At 66.5% G+C, this 17,456-nt stretch carries 16 protein-coding genes and 1 pseudogene; 9 read left to right on the top strand and 8 right to left on the bottom strand.

Annotated features, from left to right (window positions below):
- Positions 1-30: 30 nt before the first annotated feature.
- The 5 genes from ASD37_RS18095 to ASD37_RS18075 all read left to right on the top strand — a co-directional run bounded on the left by ASD37_RS18095 (position 31) and on the right by ASD37_RS18075 (position 6,817).
- Complete coding sequence (locus ASD37_RS18095; RefSeq protein ID WP_056554201.1) at positions 31-1,554, top strand: ABC transporter substrate-binding protein; 1,524 nt, start codon at positions 31-33, stop codon at positions 1,552-1,554.
- Positions 1,551-2,507 carry an ABC transporter permease gene (locus ASD37_RS18090; RefSeq protein WP_056554198.1) on the top strand — a complete coding sequence of 319 codons (957 nt, stop codon included), beginning with the start codon at positions 1,551-1,553 and terminating at the stop codon, positions 2,505-2,507. Before ASD37_RS18095 ends, ASD37_RS18090 begins: the two co-directional genes overlap by 4 nt.
- Positions 2,504-3,394: an ABC transporter permease gene (locus ASD37_RS18085; RefSeq protein ID WP_056554196.1), complete on the top strand. Its 891-nt coding sequence runs from the start codon at positions 2,504-2,506 to the stop codon at positions 3,392-3,394. Before ASD37_RS18090 ends, ASD37_RS18085 begins: the two co-directional genes overlap by 4 nt.
- Positions 3,391-5,001 carry an ABC transporter ATP-binding protein gene (locus ASD37_RS18080; protein WP_056554193.1) on the top strand — a complete coding sequence of 537 codons (1,611 nt, stop codon included), beginning with the start codon at positions 3,391-3,393 and terminating at the stop codon, positions 4,999-5,001. Before ASD37_RS18085 ends, ASD37_RS18080 begins: the two co-directional genes overlap by 4 nt.
- A 157-nt stretch (positions 5,002-5,158) precedes the next feature.
- On the top strand, positions 5,159-6,817 hold the full coding sequence (locus tag ASD37_RS18075) for a hypothetical protein (protein ID WP_235568457.1): 1,659 nt from the start codon (positions 5,159-5,161) through the stop codon (positions 6,815-6,817).
- A 113-nt stretch (positions 6,818-6,930) separates the two neighbouring features.
- Here ASD37_RS18075 and ASD37_RS31850 read toward each other — a convergent pair whose 3' ends face one another.
- From ASD37_RS31850 to ASD37_RS18050, 5 genes and pseudogenes are all read right to left on the bottom strand, one after another.
- Positions 6,931-7,062: a DUF5078 domain-containing protein gene (locus ASD37_RS31850; protein ID WP_255354924.1), complete on the bottom strand. Its 132-nt coding sequence runs from the start codon at positions 7,060-7,062 to the stop codon at positions 6,931-6,933.
- Positions 7,063-7,118: 56 nt separating this feature from the next.
- Positions 7,119-7,418 (bottom strand): annotated as a pseudogene (locus ASD37_RS18065) (DUF5078 domain-containing protein); the annotation flags it as partial.
- Position 7,419: 1 nt separating this feature from the next.
- A partial coding sequence (locus ASD37_RS18060; RefSeq protein ID WP_370073066.1) for a DUF5078 domain-containing protein occupies positions 7,420-7,740 on the bottom strand: 321 nt, incomplete at its 3' end.
- 11 nt (positions 7,741-7,751) lie between these two features.
- The gene (locus tag ASD37_RS18055; RefSeq protein WP_056554187.1) at positions 7,752-10,670 is read right to left on the bottom strand and encodes an RND family transporter; all 2,919 of its coding nucleotides are present in this window, start codon (positions 10,668-10,670) and stop codon (positions 7,752-7,754) included.
- Complete coding sequence (locus tag ASD37_RS18050) at positions 10,667-11,095, bottom strand: MmpS family transport accessory protein (RefSeq protein WP_056554184.1); 429 nt, start codon at positions 11,093-11,095, stop codon at positions 10,667-10,669. Before ASD37_RS18050 ends, ASD37_RS18055 begins: the two co-directional genes overlap by 4 nt.
- A 191-nt stretch (positions 11,096-11,286) precedes the next feature.
- On the opposite strand from ASD37_RS18050, the gene ASD37_RS18045 reads away from it, so the two are divergent.
- A complete protein-coding gene (locus ASD37_RS18045) occupies positions 11,287-11,682 on the top strand; it encodes a DUF732 domain-containing protein (protein WP_156720956.1) in 396 nt (131 codons plus the stop codon).
- 37 nt (positions 11,683-11,719) lie between these two features.
- Here the strand turns inward: ASD37_RS18045 and ASD37_RS18040 are convergent, their stop codons facing one another.
- Entirely contained in the window at positions 11,720-11,995 is a 276-nt protein-coding gene (locus ASD37_RS18040) for a hypothetical protein (protein WP_056554181.1), read from the bottom strand.
- A 209-nt stretch (positions 11,996-12,204) separates the two neighbouring features.
- Between ASD37_RS18040 and ASD37_RS18035 the strand changes: the two genes are divergently transcribed.
- A complete protein-coding gene (locus ASD37_RS18035) occupies positions 12,205-12,993 on the top strand; it encodes a cutinase family protein (protein ID WP_056554179.1) in 789 nt (262 codons plus the stop codon).
- 26 nt (positions 12,994-13,019) lie between these two features.
- On the top strand, positions 13,020-13,535 hold the full coding sequence (locus tag ASD37_RS18030) for a hypothetical protein (protein WP_056554176.1): 516 nt from the start codon (positions 13,020-13,022) through the stop codon (positions 13,533-13,535).
- A gap of 3 nt (positions 13,536-13,538) precedes the next feature.
- Here the strand turns inward: ASD37_RS18030 and ASD37_RS18025 are convergent, their stop codons facing one another.
- A complete protein-coding gene (locus ASD37_RS18025) occupies positions 13,539-16,028 on the bottom strand; it encodes a glycogen/starch/alpha-glucan phosphorylase (protein ID WP_056554173.1) in 2,490 nt (829 codons plus the stop codon).
- Between the two features lie 70 nt (positions 16,029-16,098).
- Positions 16,099-16,839, bottom strand: a complete 741-nt coding sequence (locus ASD37_RS18020; protein WP_056554170.1) for an SDR family NAD(P)-dependent oxidoreductase — start codon at positions 16,837-16,839, stop codon at positions 16,099-16,101.
- An 89-nt stretch (positions 16,840-16,928) separates the two neighbouring features.
- Between ASD37_RS18020 and ASD37_RS18015 the strand changes: the two genes are divergently transcribed.
- Entirely contained in the window at positions 16,929-17,456 is a 528-nt protein-coding gene (locus ASD37_RS18015; protein ID WP_056554166.1) for a hypothetical protein, read from the top strand.

The raw sequence follows: 17,456 nt of genomic DNA, 5'->3' as shown, positions 1-17,456 counted from the left end.
GATCGCGCGGCAGTGGGTAGTCGTGGGCCCATGCGACCACTGCGGACAGTCGTCTCCGTCGTCGTGGCCGCTCTGTTGGCGGTGTCGTGCGCACCGGCGCAGCGCGTCGACCTCGGCCAAGGCTCGGGCAACCTGATCGCCGCCATCGCAGGCGAACCCGACCAACTGGACCCCCAAAGGACCAGCGCGTACTTCTCCTTCGAAGTGCTGGAAAACGTGTTCGACACCCTCGTCGAACCCGACGCCGACCTCGAGATGAAACCCGCGCTCGCCGAGTCGTGGACCGTTTCGCCAGATCAACTCGCGTGGACCTTTCGGCTGCGCAAGGGTGTGACGTTTCACGACGGCAGTCCGTTCACCGCGGCCGACGTCGTGTACTCCTACCGGCGGATCATCGACGAGAAACTCTCCAACGTCGACAAGTTCAGCAGCGTTGCCGACGTCACGGCGCCCGACGACGGCACCGTCGTCATCAGGGTGACGAGGCCGACGCCGAACCTGCTCACCAACATCGGTGGTTTCAAGGGCATGGCGATCGTGTCGCGCAAGAACGTCGAGAGCGGTCAGATCGCCACCCACCCGATCGGGACGGGGCCCTTCTCGTTCGTCTCGCAGAAGAGCGGGGATTCGATCGTCCTGAAGGCCAACCCCGCCTACTGGGGCGGTCCACCCAAGATCCCCGGGGTGACGTTCGAGTTCATCACCGAACCGTCGACCGCCCTGTCGGCGCTGCAGGCAGGCGAGATCGACTGGACCGATTCGGTTCCCACCCAACGTATCTCGCAGCTCAAGGGCGACGACTCGATTCATCTCGCGGTGACGCCGAGCAACGACTACTGGTACCTCGCACTCAACGAGGCAAAGGCACCCTGGAACGATCCGCGGGTACGCCAGGCCATCGCCTACGGCGTGGACCGCACGTCCATCGTGCAGGCCACCAGCTACGGCAGCGCCACCGCGAACCAGCTGGCCATCCCCGAGGGCAACCCCTGGTACACGCCGTATGACAAATACCGCTACGACACCGACGAGGCCAGGCGGCTGCTCGACGAGGCAGGCGTCCACCCCGACCGGATGGACCTGTTGGTCACCAGCGAGTATCCGGAGACCGTCACCGCCGCCCAGGTGATCGCCGACAACCTTGCCCCGCTTGGCATCAGGGTGAACATCCGCACCGTCGACTTCGCCACGTGGCTCGACGAACAGAACTCCGGCAACTTCGACATGCTGATGATGGGCTGGCTCGGCAACATCGACCCGGACGACTTCTACTACGCCCAGCATCACACCGACGGCGCCAACAACGCCCAGAAGTTCTCCAACCCCGACGTCGACCGGCTGCTGGACGCTGGCCGCACCGAGACTGACAGGGCTGTGCGCCAACAGGATTACGCCAAGGCGGCCACCATCATTGCCGACCAGGTGAGCTACCTCTACCTCTACAACCCGTCGGTCATCCAAGCGTGGACGACCAGACTGTCGGGATACGAAGCCCGCCGCGACGGCGCAATCCGGTTCAGGACGGCGAGCCTGAGCGGGGGTGAGGATCAGTGACGCACCCGATCCTACGGTTCCTGGTTCGTCGCCTCGCCTATTCACTGGTGGTGTTGTTCGGCGTGCTGATCGTCGTGTTCGCGCTCGTCCAACTCGTCCCCGGCGACCCCGTGCGCATCGCGTTGGGCACGCGCTACACCCCCGAGGCGTACGACGCCCTGCGGGCGGCGAGCGGGCTGGATCGTCCGTTGCTGCAACAGTTCTTCGGCTACGTCGGCTCGGCGTTGACCGGAAATCTGGGCGTCAGCTTCCGCAACGGCGACCCGGTCGCCGGGATACTGCTCGACCGACTGCCCGCCACCGCGTCCCTCGCTGCATTCGGCATCGTCGTTGCGCTCCTGATCGCCCTGCCCGCCGGCATCTACTCGGCATTGCGCGAGGGCCGGATCGGCGACGTCATCGTGCGCGTCACCAGTCAGTTCGGCGTGTCGATCCCCGATTTCTGGATGGGCATCCTGTTGATCGCCCTGTTCTCCAGCACGCTCGGCTGGCTGCCGACCTCCGGGTATCGGCCGCTGCTGGAAGACCCGGGTGGGTGGTTGCGTCACCTCGTCCTGCCCGGGTTGACCGTCGGCCTCGTCGCGGCGGCCATCCTGACGCGTTACGTTCGCTCGGCCGTACTCGAGGTCGCCGCAATGGGTTATGTGCGCACGGCGCGGTCAAAGGGGTTGCCGCCCATGGTGGTGACGTTCCGCCACACCGTGCGCAACGCACTGGTGCCGATCCTCACCATCACCGGCATCCAGCTCGCCACGATCCTCGGTGGCGTCATCGTCGTCGAGGTCGTCTTCGCCTGGCCGGGGCTTGGCCGATTGGTGTTCAATTCCGTTGCCTCCCGCGACTATCCGGTGATTCAAGGTGCGGTGCTGCTGATCGCGGTGCTGTTCCTCGCCGTCAACCTGGTGGTGGACATGCTCTACGCGGTGGTCGACCCGAGGATCAGGCTGTCATGACCGAACCCCACGTCGACGAAACGCAGACCGGGCGGGTCGGCTCGCTGCGGCTTCTGCTGCGCAACCCCGTCACGGCGGTGAGTGCGACCATTCTGGCCGTGGTGCTCATGGTCGCCGTCGGCGCGACGTGGATTGCCCCGTACGGGATCAACGACGTCGACGTGCCAAATGCGTTGCGCGGCCCCAGCGGCGCGCACTGGTTCGGCACCGACGAACTCGGTCGCGACGTGCTGTCGCGCGTACTCGTCGCGATCCAGGCGTCGATGCAGGTCGCCGTCGTCAGTGTGCTGTTCGCGGTCCTGGTCGGCGTCACCGTCGGGGTCGTGGCGGGCTATCGCGGCGGCTGGCTCGACACGGTGTTCATGCGCGTGGTCGACGTCATGTTCGCGTTCCCGGTGCTGCTGCTCGCGCTGGCCATCGTCGCGGTCCTCGGCCCCGGCGTCACCACCACCATGCTGGCGATCGGGGTGGTCTACACACCGATCTTCGCCCGCGTCGCCCGTGCCAGCACCCTCGGCGTCAGGGTGGAACCGTTCGTGCAGGTGTCACGCACCATGGGCACCGGCCACCGCTACATCCTGGTGCGGCACGTCCTGCCAAACATCGCGGGGCCCTTGATCGTTCAGACGTCGCTTTCGTTGGCGTTCGCGATCCTCTCCGAGGCGGCGCTGTCGTTCCTCGGGCTGGGCATCCAACCGCCCGAGCCGTCGCTGGGCCGGATGATCTTCGACTCGCAGGGCTTCGTCACCCTGGCGTGGTGGATGGCGGTGTTCCCCGGCGCGGCGATCTTCGTCATCGTGCTCGCCTTCAACCTCGTCGGAGACGGACTGCGCGACGTGCTCGACCCGAAGCAACGCACGCTGGCCGAAGCGCGGAGGAAGCAGTGAACACGCCTGTCTTGGAGGTCACCGATCTGCGGGTCCGCGTGGGCCGCAGGGAGATCGTCCGCGGAGTGTCACTCGCGGTGCGCCGCGAACAGATCCTCGGCATCGTCGGTGAGTCCGGGTCGGGGAAGTCGATGACGGTGCTCGCCGCGACCGGGTTGCTCGACGCGCCGGGTGCCGTCGTGTCCGGCTCCAGTGTCCTTGCCGGTCAAGGAGATTCGATTGAGCTGGTCGGGGCGACTCCGCGGACGCTTCGCAGCGTGCACGGCGGCCGGATCGGGTTCGTCTTCCAAGACCCCGGAACGTCGCTCAACCCGTTGCTTACCCTCGAGCGTCAGATCACCGAATCGCTCGAGGCGCATCGCCACCCCACGCGTCGAGAGGCGCGTTCGCGGGCACTGGAACTTCTCGAGGCAGTCGGGCTGCCGACCCCGGAGAACCGGTTGGGGTCCTATCCGCACCAGCTGTCCGGTGGACAGCGACAACGCGTGATGATCGCGATCGCCCTGGCCTGCGACCCCGAACTGCTCGTCGCCGACGAACCGACCACCTCGCTCGACGTCACCACCCAGGCCCAGATCGTCGACCTGGTCCGGGACCTGCAACGCGACTTCGGGACGGCCGTGGTCTGGATCAGCCACGACCTCGGCGTGATCGGGCAGATCGCCGACGACGTCACCGTGCTCCACGACGGCGAGGCCGTCGAACAGGCACCCGTCCTCGACGTGTTCGACCGCCCCCAGCAGGACTACACCCGTCGACTCTTGGAGGCCCGGCCGCTCATCGGGTCGAGGGGCCCGGCACCCGTCGCCGACGACGCCGCGATCCTGCTCGACGTGTCGGGCCTCGACGTCCGGTTCCCGGTGACCACCCCGGTCGGACGATCCACCGTCCACGCGGTCCAAGACCTGTCGTTTCAGATCCGCCGCGGATCCACGTTGGGACTGGTGGGGGAGTCCGGCTCCGGCAAGTCCACGGTCGCCGCCGCGCTCACCGGATTGGTGCGTCCCGACGCCGGACGGGTGACGCTCGACGGTGCCGACGTGCTCGGCGTGCGCCGCAGCGACGAGAAGGCTCTGCGGCGACGCATCGGACTCGTACTCCAGGACCCGTTCGCCTCGCTGAACCCGCGGATGCCGGTCGGACGGTCAGTCGGTGAACCCCTGATGGTGCACGGACTGGCCGACGGCAAGGCGGGCCGCCGCGCTCGCGTCGACGAGCTTCTCGACCTGGTCGGCCTGCCGTCCGCCTTCGCGACGCGGTATCCGCACGAGCTGTCCGGCGGGCAGCGCCAGCGGGTCAGCATCGCGCGGGCCTTGGCGCTGGAGCCCGACCTGTTGATCCTCGACGAATCCACCGCCTCCCTCGACGTCTCCGTGCAGGCCAAGGTCCTCGAATTGCTGGCCGACCTGCAACGACGCCTCGCTTTGACGTTCCTGTTCATCGGACACGACCTGGCCGTCATCCAGCAGGTCAGCCACGACGTGCTCGTCATGCGCGCCGGCGCCGCCGTCGAGTATCGGCCCGCCGCGGAGCTGTTCGCCGCACCCCGCGACGACTACACCCGCGCGCTGCTGGCCGCGGTGCCGCCGGCACGTCCCCGGGTGTAACGAATCCGTCGGCTCAGCGATGTCTTTGGTGAGTGATGACGCACCGGCCACTGGTCCGTGACCAGCGTCGGGGGCGAAGACCGTAAGGAGTCGATGCACGATGGGTGCACCAGGGAAAACGCCATTGAAGATCTGCCGCAAGCGGACCGTTTGTGCCGTGCTGGCATCCGGTGTGGTGATCTCCTTGACCGCGTTGACCGGCGGGGTAGCCCCCGCCTTCGCCAAACCGGGTGACGAGACGTCGGCTCCCACGACGACGATCGCGCCAGAGCCGCCAGCTGCCGCGTCCGAGGCCCCTGCGGAGAAACCCGCCGAGAAGCCCGCCGAGAAGCCTTCGGTCGCCGACATCCCGTCCCCCGCCGCGCCGGAGCCTGCGCCCGTCGTCGTCCCGACGGCCCAGCCGCCCGCCGAAGCACCGGCACCGGTAGTCCAACCGACCGCCGAGGCGCCGAAGCAGACGCGCGCCCCTGAGCCCGTTGCGCCGACACCCGAGCCCGAGCCCGCGGTCACCAGCGCCGCGCCGACGCCGCAGCGAGAGGCGCCGGTGACGTCGGCGACCAAGAGCCCGACGACGTCCACTCCGGTGACGACCAGCGCCGCGCCGTCACCGTCGTCGTCGAGCCCGTCGGAGACCTCGACCAGCTCGGCCGCGCCGAAGAGCGAATCCTCGACGTCCGCGTCGACCTCCCCGTCGAGCTCCGCCGAGTCCTCCACGGAGACATCCCCGGAAACGTCGCCGGAGACCTCGACGGAATCGTCGTCCTCCGACGAGCCGAAGCGGTCCGAGGACACGTCGGAATCGTCCACGTCCGGCTCGTCCACCCCGGAGTCCGAGTCGGCTGGCAGCAGCACGGAGCGCGAGTCGAGCTCGTCGGCCGAGGCCTTCCCGAAGGTGATCGAAAAGGTCGCACCGCAGACGCTCGAGGCTCCCGAAGCCGACGTCCAGATCGCCAAGACCGCCAAGGTCGTGGAGGAGAAGCCCGCCGCGGCCGCTCCGCTGGACATCCAGAACGTCGCGCGCATCATCGACCTGCCGAACCGCGACTTCAACCCGTTCAACGGGAACAACCGGTTCGACGACGACCAGGTGAGGCTCGCCGGCGGCTGGGACCGCAACGTGCGGCAGTGGCGGCCGGACTGGGTCGAGTACGACCAGTACTACCGCCCGGTGCTGAGCAACCCGTACCGCGACCCGGTGCGGATCGTCTACGTCTATCAGAATGCGCCGCGCGTGACGTGGATTCCGCCGCTGGGCAGGATCGTCCTGGAAGTGGCCCAGTACGCGGCGTACAGCTTCACGGCCGTGGTCACCAACACGATCAACCAGGCCGTCAACGTGGCGGTGGGCAGCTTCTTCGGTGGCGGCTTCTTCCCGGGTGTCGGGCTGCCGCTGCCGCCGCCTCCGCCCGCACTGGTGAACTTCGCGAACGTGCCCGTCCAGGTGCGCTATCCCGACGCCACCTATCAGCCCTTCCGCGTTGCGAAGATCGTCGACGTGGGGCCGGACCGTCAGTTCGGCGAGCAGAAGGTGCTGCTCGACGGTGTGACGCCGGCGTGGGGTGAATGGAAGCAAACCCCAACGGGCGAGCGCAGTTTCGAGGTGCACAAGACCCAGCAGTTCCCGGGTCTCGACGATCCACGGCCGGGGCCGTTGCCGGGGGACTACCAGCTGACGCTGGCCTCGGACGAGTCGCCGTCGGGGATGACCAAGCGTGACGTCTACCTGATCGCGGTGGCCGTGGCGTGCGGTGCGCTGAGCATCGGGGCGGTCGCGCTCGCGGTGTTCATGGGCCGCAGGCGGCGTCCGCAGCACTAGGGCCCAGACGAAGAATGGCCGCCGAGTCTCAAGACTCGGCGGCCATTCTCGACTCTGCGGCTACCGCGACGAACTACGAGTAGCGGTCGCGGTACACGCAGAGTCGAGGGTGCCTAGCGGGCGACGGGCCAGTCCCAGACGGACATGTCGCCGGCCGGGTAGTTCATGCAGACGTCGGTGGCCTTGGCGACGACGCCCTTGTTGTTGAAGAACACCTTGGCCCAGTTGCCCCAGTGCGTCGCCACGTTCTCGTAGTACACGTTGGTGGCGGTGTCCTCGGAGTACTGGCGGCGGGCCACCNGGGTAGTTCATGCAGACGTCGGTGGCCTTGGCGACGACGCCCTTGTTGTTGAAGAACACCTTGGCCCAGTTGCCCCAGTGCGTCGCCACGTTCTCGTAGTACACGTTGGTGGCGGTGTCCTCGGAGTACTGGCGGCGGGCCACCGGGTCCAGCGAGAAGAACCAGTGGATGCGGTCGAAGGCCTGCTGCTGGACGTCGGCGGGGCGGTTGCTCCGGTCGATCATGTACCGCTCGAAGTAGATTGGGCTGGTGTCGCGGGCGGCCTGCAGGTACTGCTCGGTGTTGCAGGTGGTGATGATCNGGCGGTGTCCTCGGAGTACTGGCGGCGGGCCACCGGGTCCAGCGAGAAGAACCAGTGGATGCGGTCGAAGGCCTGCTGCTGGACGTCGGCGGGGCGGTTGCTCCGGTCGATCATGTACCGCTCGAAGTACACCGGGCTGGTGTCGCGGGCGGCCTGCAGGTACTGCTCGGTGTTGCAGGTGGTGATGATCATCCGGTGCGGGATCGGGAAGTCGTCGGTGGCGTCGGCGGACGCCGGACCCGCCAACGTCGTCGCGGCGATGCCACACGAGGCGGCCGCGAGGGTGGTGCGGAGCGCGATCTTGCGCAGACCGTTCATCATGTTTTCTCTCCTCAGACTGTTGGGGCGGGTTCGGATCGGGTGGTCGGGCTGGGCCATGGTTCCGGCTTGGGTCGCTGCCGAACGTGGGTCGGCCACCAGAACCACTTGCCGAGCATCGCCGCGATGGCCGGCGTCATGAACGACCGGACCACCAGGGTGTCGAACAGCAAGCCGAGACCGATCGTGGTGCCGACCTGGCCGATGACGGTCAAACTGCTCACCGCCATGGACATCATGGTGAACGCGAACACCAGACCGGCCGAGGTGACCACGGAGCCGGTACCGCCCATCGATCTGATGATGCCCGTGTTGAGGCCGGCGTGTATCTCTTCCTTGAATCGAGACACCAGCAGCAGGTTGTAGTCCGCGCCGACCGCCAACAGGATGATCACGGACATGGCCATCACCATCCAGTGCAGCTCGATGCCAAGGAAGTGCTGCCAGATGAGCACCGACAGACCGAACGACGCGCCAAGCGACAGCACCACCGTGCCGACGATCACGGCGGACGCCACCACCGCCCTGGTGATGAGCAGCATGATGATGAAGATCAGGGCCAGCGACGCGATACCGGCGATCAACAGGTCGTAGATGTTCGCGTCGGACATGTCCTTGAACGTCGCCGCGGTGCCGGCGAGGTAGATCCTCGACCCCTCCAGCGGCGTGCCCTTGATGGCTTCCTTGGCCGCCTGCTTGATGGACTCGATGTGCGAGATGCCCTCTTCGCTCATCGGGTCGCCCTCGTGGCTGATGATGAACCGCACCGAGTGGCCGTCGGGCGAGATGAAGTTCTTCATGCCCTTCTTGAACTCGGGGTTGTCGAAGATCTCCGGTGGCAGATAGAACGAGTCGTCGTTCTTCGACGCGTCGAACGCCTCGCCCATCGCGGACTGGTTCTCCTGCATCGCGGCCATCTGATCCGACATGCCCTTTTGGGTCTGGTACATCGTCAGCATCATGGTCTTCATCGACTTCATGGTCGCGAGCATCGGCGGCAGTGACGCCATCAGCTGCGGCATCAACCTGTCGAGCGCGTCGAGGTTGGTGACGAGGCCGCCCAGCTGGTCACTGAGTGCGTCGATGCCGTCCAAGGTGTCGAACACCGAACGCGTCGCCCAGCACAGGGGGATGTCGTAGCAATGCGGCTCCCAGTACAGGTAGGAGCGGATCGGCCGGAAGAAGTCGTCGAAGTTGGCGATGTTGTCGCGCAGCTCGTTCGTCGTCGCGACCATGTCCTTGGTCTTCAGCGTCAAGTCGTGGGTGACGTCGTTGAGCTGCTTCATCAGGACGAGCATGTGTTCGAGGTTCTCGATCATGCCCTGCATCTCGTCGGCCTGCTTGAGCATGCTGGCGAACGAATCCTGTTGGTACTTCAGGTTCATCTGCTGCGTGGTGCCCTGCATGCTGATCTGGAACGGAATCGAGGTGTGCTCGATCGGCGTTCCCAGCGGCCGGGTGATCGCCTGGACCCGCCCGATGCCCGGGGTCTTGAAGACCGCCTTGGCGATCTTGTCGACGACCAGGAAGTCCGCCGAGTTCCGCAGGTCGTGATCACTCTCGATCATCAACAGCTCGGGGTTGAGCCGCGCCTGCGAGAAGTGCCTGTCGGCGGCCGCGTAGCCCTCGTTGGCAGGCAGGTCTGGGGGGAGGTAGTTGCGGTCGTTGTAGTTGGTCTTGTATCCCGGCAGCGTCAGCAAGCCGACCAGTGACAGTGCGATCGTCGCGACCAGGATGGGACCCGGCCAGCGGACGACCAAGGCGCCGATCTTGCGCCAGCCGCGGGTCTGCATCGCGCGCTTGGGTTCGAGCAGGCCGAACCGGCTGGCGATGGTGACCACCGCGGGGCCCAGCGTCAGCGCGCACGCCACCACGATCATCATGCCGATCGCCAGTGGCACGCCGAGGGTCTGGAAGTAGGGGAGTCGGGTGAAGCTGAGGCAGAAGGTGGCACCCGCGATGGTCAGGCCCGAGCCGAGCACGACGTGCGCCGTGCCGTTGAACATCGTGTAGTAGGAGTCTTCCTTGTCCTCGCCGAGACTTCGCGCTTCCTGATATCGGCCGAGCAGGAAGATCGCATAATCGGTCGCCGCGGCTATCGCGAGGGTGACCAGCAGGTTGGTCGCGAAGGTCGAGAGGCCGATGATGTTGTGATAGCCGAGGAACGCGACGATGCCTCGCGCGGCGGCCAGCTCGAGCACCACCATCACCAGGGTGATCAGCACCGTGACGATGGATCGGTAGACGAGCAACAGCATGACGATGATGACGGTGAACGTCACGGCCTCGATCAGCCGGAGGCTCTTGTCGCTCGCGATGTTCTGGTCGGCGGACAGCGCCGCTGGTCCGGTGACGTAGGCCTTGATGCCGTCCGGTGGCTTGAGGTTGTCGACGATCTTCTGCACGGCCTCGACGGAGTCGTTGGCCAGCGCCTCACCCTGATTGCCCGCCAGGTAGACCTGGACGTACATCGCCTTGCCGTCGCTGCTCTGGGAGCCCGCCGCGGACAGGGGATCGCTCCACATGTCGTTGACGTGTTCGACGTGCTTGGTGTCGGCCTCGAGGTCCTTGACCATGCCGTCGTAGAAGTCGTGCGCGGACTGGCCGAGCTTGTCCTGGCCCTCCAGCACGATCATGACGGAGCTGTTGGACTTGAATTCCTTGAACGTTTCGCCGACGTGCTTCATGGCGATCACCGATGGCGCGTCGTCCGGGCTCATCGACACCGACCGCAGCTTGCCGACCTCTTCGAGCTGGGGGACCAGCACGTTGCCGAGGGCGATGATGACGATCCAGCCGAGAATGATCGGCAGGGCGAAGGTGCGGATGAAGCGGGGGAGCCGGTGGCGGGTGGGGTTCACCGCGGGTCCAGACGTGGGGATGGCGTCCGTGGTCGGCTCGTTGTCGGCCGAGCGGCTGTGCGGCTCGGTCATGCGTTCTTCGCCAGGCAGAAGGTCTGGGCGTTCACGCCGGTCGTCGTCCTCTCGTCCTTGACCTCGTCGTCGACGGTGATCCGGCACGAGATGGAGCTACCGTCGCCCTGGGCCACCACGTTCGGCAGCACGGAGGGGGCCGTGGTGCTCAACGTCAGTGACCACGGCAGCGCGGCGCCGTCGACCCGAACCGGCTTGGAGTCCAGGTCGAGGTAGTTGATGTCGGCGTAGGAGCCGGTGCCGAAGATCTCGTACTTGACGACCTTGGGGTTGAACGGCTCGGCGTCGTCGGCGAAGTTCTTCGGGGTGACGAGGATGGGGTTCATCCCGAAGAAGGTGCGCACGCGGTGAACGGTGAATCCGGCGATCACGATGACTATCACGATCACGATCGGAATCCACGCTCGACGTAAAACCTTGGTCATGACCCCTGCCCCGAACGTTTCTGAGATTGAAATGAGAGATTAGCCTATATAACTGTATGGTGGAGAATCGCGACGTGCGGTAAAACGCCACGCCCGCGTGAGGTCGCGCACACCGGCTCGGCCGTGTGAGCTGGCTAACTCGAAACATGCTGTGCTGCAACGTATTTGAGCTCTACGAATAGGATCCGGCTATGAAGACCCTGCTGCGTACTGGACTCGTTTCCGCGATCGCCGCGTGCTCGATGGCGTTGGCTGCGGTGGCACCGGCCAATGCCGATCCGGACACCGACTTCGCCAACGAATTGCACGTGTACGGCATCTACGGACCCAAGGACTACAACGCCTGGATCGGCAAGATCGAGTGCAAGCGGTTGCGCACGGGATTGGACGCCAACGCGGCCGAGTCGGCGGTGTTCTTGAAGACGAATCTTCCCCGCGGGACCTCCGAGCAGGCGATTTACCAGTTCATGTCGGCGGGGATCAACTACTACTGCCCCGATCAGCGTCCGGTGGTCGACAGCTTGGCGGGGCAGCCTCAGGCCGCCAACCCCCCGATCGGTGCACCGCTGCCCGCCGAGCAGGGCTGACGACGCCCCACCCGGCAGGCGGCGGCCGCCTGGCGGCTTAACCGCCGCCGGTGTTGATGTTCGACGACAGCGTGATGAACTGGTCGTTCTTCCAGACGCCCCATCGTCCGCCCCACATGTGAGTCCACACCACGGGCTCGCCGTCCCAGAATTCCGCGGTCTTCGGCGGCGCGTTGGGCGGTGGCACCTCGCCGACGGACATGTCCGGCGGAGGTGGATCGGCGATGGCGACGGCCGTGCCCAAGCCCAGCGCCGCCGAGGCCAAGCCTGCCGTCACCGCGAGGGCGGACAGTGTGGATTTGATTGTGGTCATCGGCGGGGCTCCTGATCGCGGCAGTCGAATACTTAGTAGGCATAACCACGTTACGTCATCACCCAACTCTCGGTATACCGCCGCCGCGGCGGCCGGTGACGGACGTCACTTCCCGACTCGGGTATCGAAGCTCGCGGTCCGGCACTTGTAGCGGTCAGTAGCCACCTCAACGAAGATGCGATGGCGCCGGCAGGGCAGGGGACCAGCTCATGACCACACCACAACTGGCACGCACGGCGGCGGTCGTCGCCAAGACGGCGAAGACCGCGACGTTCGGCATCGCCGCGATGGGCGCCGTCGTCGTCGGCTCGATCGTCGGTCCCACCGCGACCGCCAACGCCACCGACGACTCCTGCGCCGCCGTCGAGGTGGTCTTCGCCCGCGGCACCTTCGAGGCCCCCGGCGTCGGAGCCACCGGGCAGGCATTCGTCGACGCCCTCACCGCTCGGCTTCCCGGCAAGGCCGTCGACGTGTATGCGGTGAACTACCCGGCGTCGCTGAACTTCGGACAGGCCGTCGACGGAATCACCGACGCCAGCAACAGAATTCAGTCGATCGCCGCGCAGTGTCCCGCCACCAAGATCGTGCTCGGCGGCTACTCCCAGGGTGCCGCGGTTGCCGGGTACACCACCTCCAGCGTCGTGCCCGCCGGATACGTCCTGCCCGCAGGACTCACCGGTCCGATGCCGGCGTCGGTCGCCTCACACGTCTCGGCCGTCGCCCTGTTCGGCACCCCCGACGACTGGTTCCTCGGACTGGTCGACCACGACGCGCCCCCGATCGCCATCGGTGACCAGTACACGGCGAAGACCATCCAGTTGTGCGCAACCGGTGACCCGGTGTGCTTCCCCGGAGGCTTGGATCGCTCCGCCCACAGCTCGTACAAGTCCAACGGAATGACGGACCAGGCAGCCGATTTCGTCGCCGCTCGCCTCGGCGGAGCGGCTCCGGCGGCACCGATGGTCCAGGCCGCCGGCGAGGCCACACCCGGCAACTAGCGGCCGCGCCCGGCTAGTATCCGGCTATGACGGCCCTGCTGCGTACCGGACTCGTCTCTGCCGTGGTCGGGGCCGCCGTAACGCTGGCCACCGCGGGCCACGTCGCCGCGGCTCCGGCCGACGGGACGGCGTACGCGATCGGCAAGTGCTTCGCCGCCGGTGACGTGCCGGTGGTGCAGCCTTCCCGATTCGCCTACAACTGCGACGAGACCGGCGTCATGCAGGACATGACGTGGTCCTCGTGGGGCACCGACGGAGCCCGCGGGACCGGCTTCGACAACGCCGTCGAATGCCAACCCAACTGCGCGCAGGGCACCCGACTGGTCAACCCAATCATGGTGCACGCCTGGAACCCGAAGACGCCGACGACGCCGGGTTGCCCGCCGGGGGTGCAGTTCTTCGCCGACATGTCGATCGCCTACCCCAAGGCCGCGCCGCCCTGGATCCAACCCGGCATCACCTGGGACACCGGCACCGACTTCGTGACGGTGGACGGCATGCCCGCAGTCCACTACTCCGGGCTGACGCCGACCTGCTCCTGACCGTCAGATCTCGACGGTCACCGGCCCCACGTTCCAAATGTCGTCGCAGTACTGCGTGATGGCGCGGTCCGACGAGAACTTGCCGCTGCGTGCGGTGTTCAGGATCGACATCCGCGACCAGGTGTCGCGGTCCTGCCACGCCGCGGCCACCTCGTCCTGGCAGTTGACGTAGGCCGCGTAGTCCGCCATCACGAGGAATGGGTCGTCGTTCAACAGGTTGTCGACGAGTGGGCGGAACACCTCGACGTCGCCGTGCGAGAACTGTCCCGCCGAAATCAGTCCCAGCACCGTCTTGAGTTCGTCGTTGCCGTCGACGTAGGTCGACGGACGGTATCCGTCGCGCTTGACCTTCTCGACCTCGTCCTCGGTCAGACCGAAGAGGAAGAAGTTCTCCGGCCCGGCCTCCTCGCGGATCTCGACGTTGGCGCCGTCGAGGGTGCCGATGGTCAAGGCGCCGTTCATCATGAACTTCATGTTGCCGGTGCCCGACGCCTCCTTGCCTGCCGTCGAAATCTGCTCAGAGAGGTTCGCGGCCGGGTAGATGAGGTGTGCGTTCTGCACGTTGAAGTTGGGGACGAACACCACCTTCATGAACTTGTTGACGTCCGGATCGTTGTTCACCGTCTCGCCAACGGCGTTGATCAGCTTGATGATTCGCTTCGCCATGAAGTAGCCCGGGGCGGCCTTGCCGCCGAACACGTAGGCGCGCGGGGCGATTTCGAGGGTGGGATCCGTCTTCAGCCGGTAGTACTGCCTGATGATGTGCAGGACCGACAGATGCTGGCGCTTGTATTCGTGGATCCGCTTGACCTGGATGTCGAACATCCAGCTGGGGTCCAACTGCACGCCCGTCGCAGTCTGCAGGAAGTTGGACAGCCGAGCCTTGTTGGCCCGCTTGACCTCTCGCCACTGCTGACGGAACTCGGGGTCGTCGACGAACCCCTCCAGTCCACGCAGGCGGTCGAGGTCGGTCAGCCAGCCGTCGCCGATGGTGCTGTCGAGCAGTCCGCGCAGACCGGGGTTGGACAGGGCGAGGAAGCGCCGCGGCGTCACACCATTGGTCTTGTTGGAGAAGCGTTCCGGCCACAACTCGTAGAAGTCCTTGAGAACGCTGGCCTTCAGCAGGTCCGAGTGCAGGGCCGCAACACCGTTGATTGCGTGGCTGCCCACGGTGGCGAGGTACGCCATCTTCACGGTCTGGCCGCCGTCCTCACCGATGAGCGACATCCGGCGCACCCGCTCGACGTCGCCGGGGAACTTCGCCCTGACCTCGTCGAGGAATCGGCTGTTGATCTCGTAGATGATCTCGAGGTGCCGCGGCAGCGATTCGCCGAACAGGCCGAGCGACCACTTCTCCAACGCCTCGGGAAGCAGCGTGTGGTTGGTGTAGCCGAACGTGGCCACCGTGATCGCCCAGGCTTCGTCCCAGCCGAGTCGACGTTCGTCGACCAGGATCCTCATCAGTTCGGCGACGCCGATGGACGGGTGAGTGTCGTTGAGCTGGATGGCGAATCGCCTCGGCAGCTCGTGCAGAGACACGTCGGCCAGGTCGTCCATGATGTGCACGATGTGCTGTAGCGAGCACGACACGAAGAAGTACTGCTGCAACAGCCGCAGCCGCTTGCCCGCCTCGGGCTCGTCGTTCGGGTAGAGCACCTTGGTGACGGTCTCGGAGGTGACCTCCGACTCGACCGCCTTGTAGTAGTCGCCGGTGTTGAAGGCGTCCAGCGCGAACGACTCGACCGCGCGGGCGCTCCACAGCGTCAGCACGTTGCAGGTGTGCACGCCGTAGCCCTGAATCGGCGTGTCGTACGCGACGCCCTTGATGACCTGCTTGGGCACCCAGCGGATCCGGTCGAAACCCGAGTCGTCGATGTAGTGCTCGGTATGGCCGCCCCAGTTGACGGGGTAGTTGACGTCGGGTTTGGCGATCTCCCAAGGGTTTCCGTTGGCCAGCCAGTTGTCGGTCAGCTCGACCTGCCACCCGTCGGAGAACTCCTGCCGGAAGATGCCGAACTCGTAGCGGATGCCGTACCCGATCGCCGGACGCTCCAGGGTGGCGAGCGAGTCGAGGTAACACGCCGCCAACCGGCCGAGGCCACCGTTGCCGAGACCCGGCTCGGGCTCGCAGGCGAGAACCTCGTCGTAGTCCTGGCCCAGCGAGGCCAGTGCCGTGCGGGCGGCGTCCTCGATCTCGAGGTTCAGCAGATTGTTTCCGAGCTGGGGTCCCATCAGGAACTCGGCCGACAGGTAGCAGGTTACCTTCGCGCCGCTGTCGAGCGACTGCTGGGTCGAGGCGACGCGGTTGTCCTGCATGCGGTCGCGGACCGCCAGGGCGAGCGCCCGGTAGTAGTGGTCGGGCCGCAGGGCGGCGGCCGGGCGTCCGATCGTGTAGCGAAGGTGGTCGGTGATCGCCACTCTCAGATCGGCGGCGTCCAATCCGGACCGGAGATGGGAGGCTTCTTCTGCTGCTGTACTCACGACGTCGGTCACCGCGCGATTGTGGCAGCTACGCGTGCACGGCGCACTCGCAGTGCCCGACGCGCAGGTGAACGCCCGGTGCTCATCCCGCGCCCTTGCCGTTGTCGACCCGGTACACGGCGCCGTGGACCGCGGCGGCGTCGTCGCTGGCCAGGAACGCAATCACCTTGGCGACGTCGGCGGTGTCCATGAACCCCCGCGGCGAGGCGATGCGCATGATCAAGTCCCAGTCGGCGTTCTCGGGCGCCTCGAATTCGGTGGCCTGGGCCGTCGGCATGCCGCCGGGGCACACCACGTTGACGCGCAGCTTGTCCTTGGTGAACTCGACGGCCAACGCCCGGGTCAGACCCACCAGCGCGTGCTTCGCGGCGCAGTACCCCGCCGAGTACACCTCACCCTCGACCCCGGCGATGGAGGACACGTTGACGATGTTGCCGCCCACCTCCAGCAGGTGCGGAAGGGCCGCGCGGGACAGGTAGAACGGACCGTTCAGGTTGACCGCCAGGTCACGGTCCCAGTCCGCGTCGGACATCGTCGTCGTGTGGCGCATCTGGTGGAACCCCGCGACGTTGACCAGGACGTCGAGCTTGCCGAAGGCCGCGACGCAGTCGGCGACGGCCTGAGCGCAGGCGGCGGGCGTGGTGATGTCCACCGACGAGAACCTGCCGCCGGGAACGTCGGCGAACACCTCGCCCATCCGGTCGGCGTCGCGGGCGATCCCGAAGACCGTTGCGCCCCGCTCGGCGAACACACGTGCCGTCGCGGCCCCCAAACCTGCCGACGCCCCGGTGATCAGCGCGACCTTGCCAGTCAGATCAGTCATGCCTGGACCCTCTCACGCCCAACCGCGTGCGCCGGTGCGCATCGGGCAAACCGCTGACTTCGGAGCGGTCGCGCTGCGATACTCGGGTCATGACGATCGCCCGGGTGTTCGCCGCTGCCGCAATTCTGTTCACCTCGACGCTCGGCTTCGCCGGTCCTGCCAGCGCAGACCAGGTGATGGAGGGCGTCTACAGCTACACCCAGGGCGACCTGAAGGCGGAGTGGACGATCTACCCCAGCTGCGTTCCCACCGTCGGTGACCTGCGCGACAACCTCGAGCTTCCGGTGGCGTGCCGACTGCACGTCTCGCCAAGCACGCCGAGGGTCAGCGGCGGCGACGCCCGCCTGACCGGCGGGCAGTGGGCGTTCTCCACCAACATCAAGGAGGGGTTCCCGTGCCCGGACGGGGGCTGGGTGCCCGTCGTGGAGACCTACAAGTTCGACGACCTGACGATGGCCGGTACGCGCTCGGTGGCCAACAGTGCGGCGTGCGACGGTCAGGTCGGCCCGAAGATCGTCGTCTCGCCGTTCACCATGGCGTTCGCGCGGCCGCTGCCCATCCCGGTCGACCGGTATCCGCTGTATTGCGACCCGGCCGGCCTGAAGCGGTGCCGCTGA

Origin of the sequence: Mycobacterium sp. Root135 (assembly GCF_001426545.1) — a bacterium.
GTDB lineage: Bacteria > Actinomycetota > Actinomycetes > Mycobacteriales > Mycobacteriaceae > Mycobacterium.
This window is presented reverse-complemented; position numbering and strand designations above follow the sequence as displayed.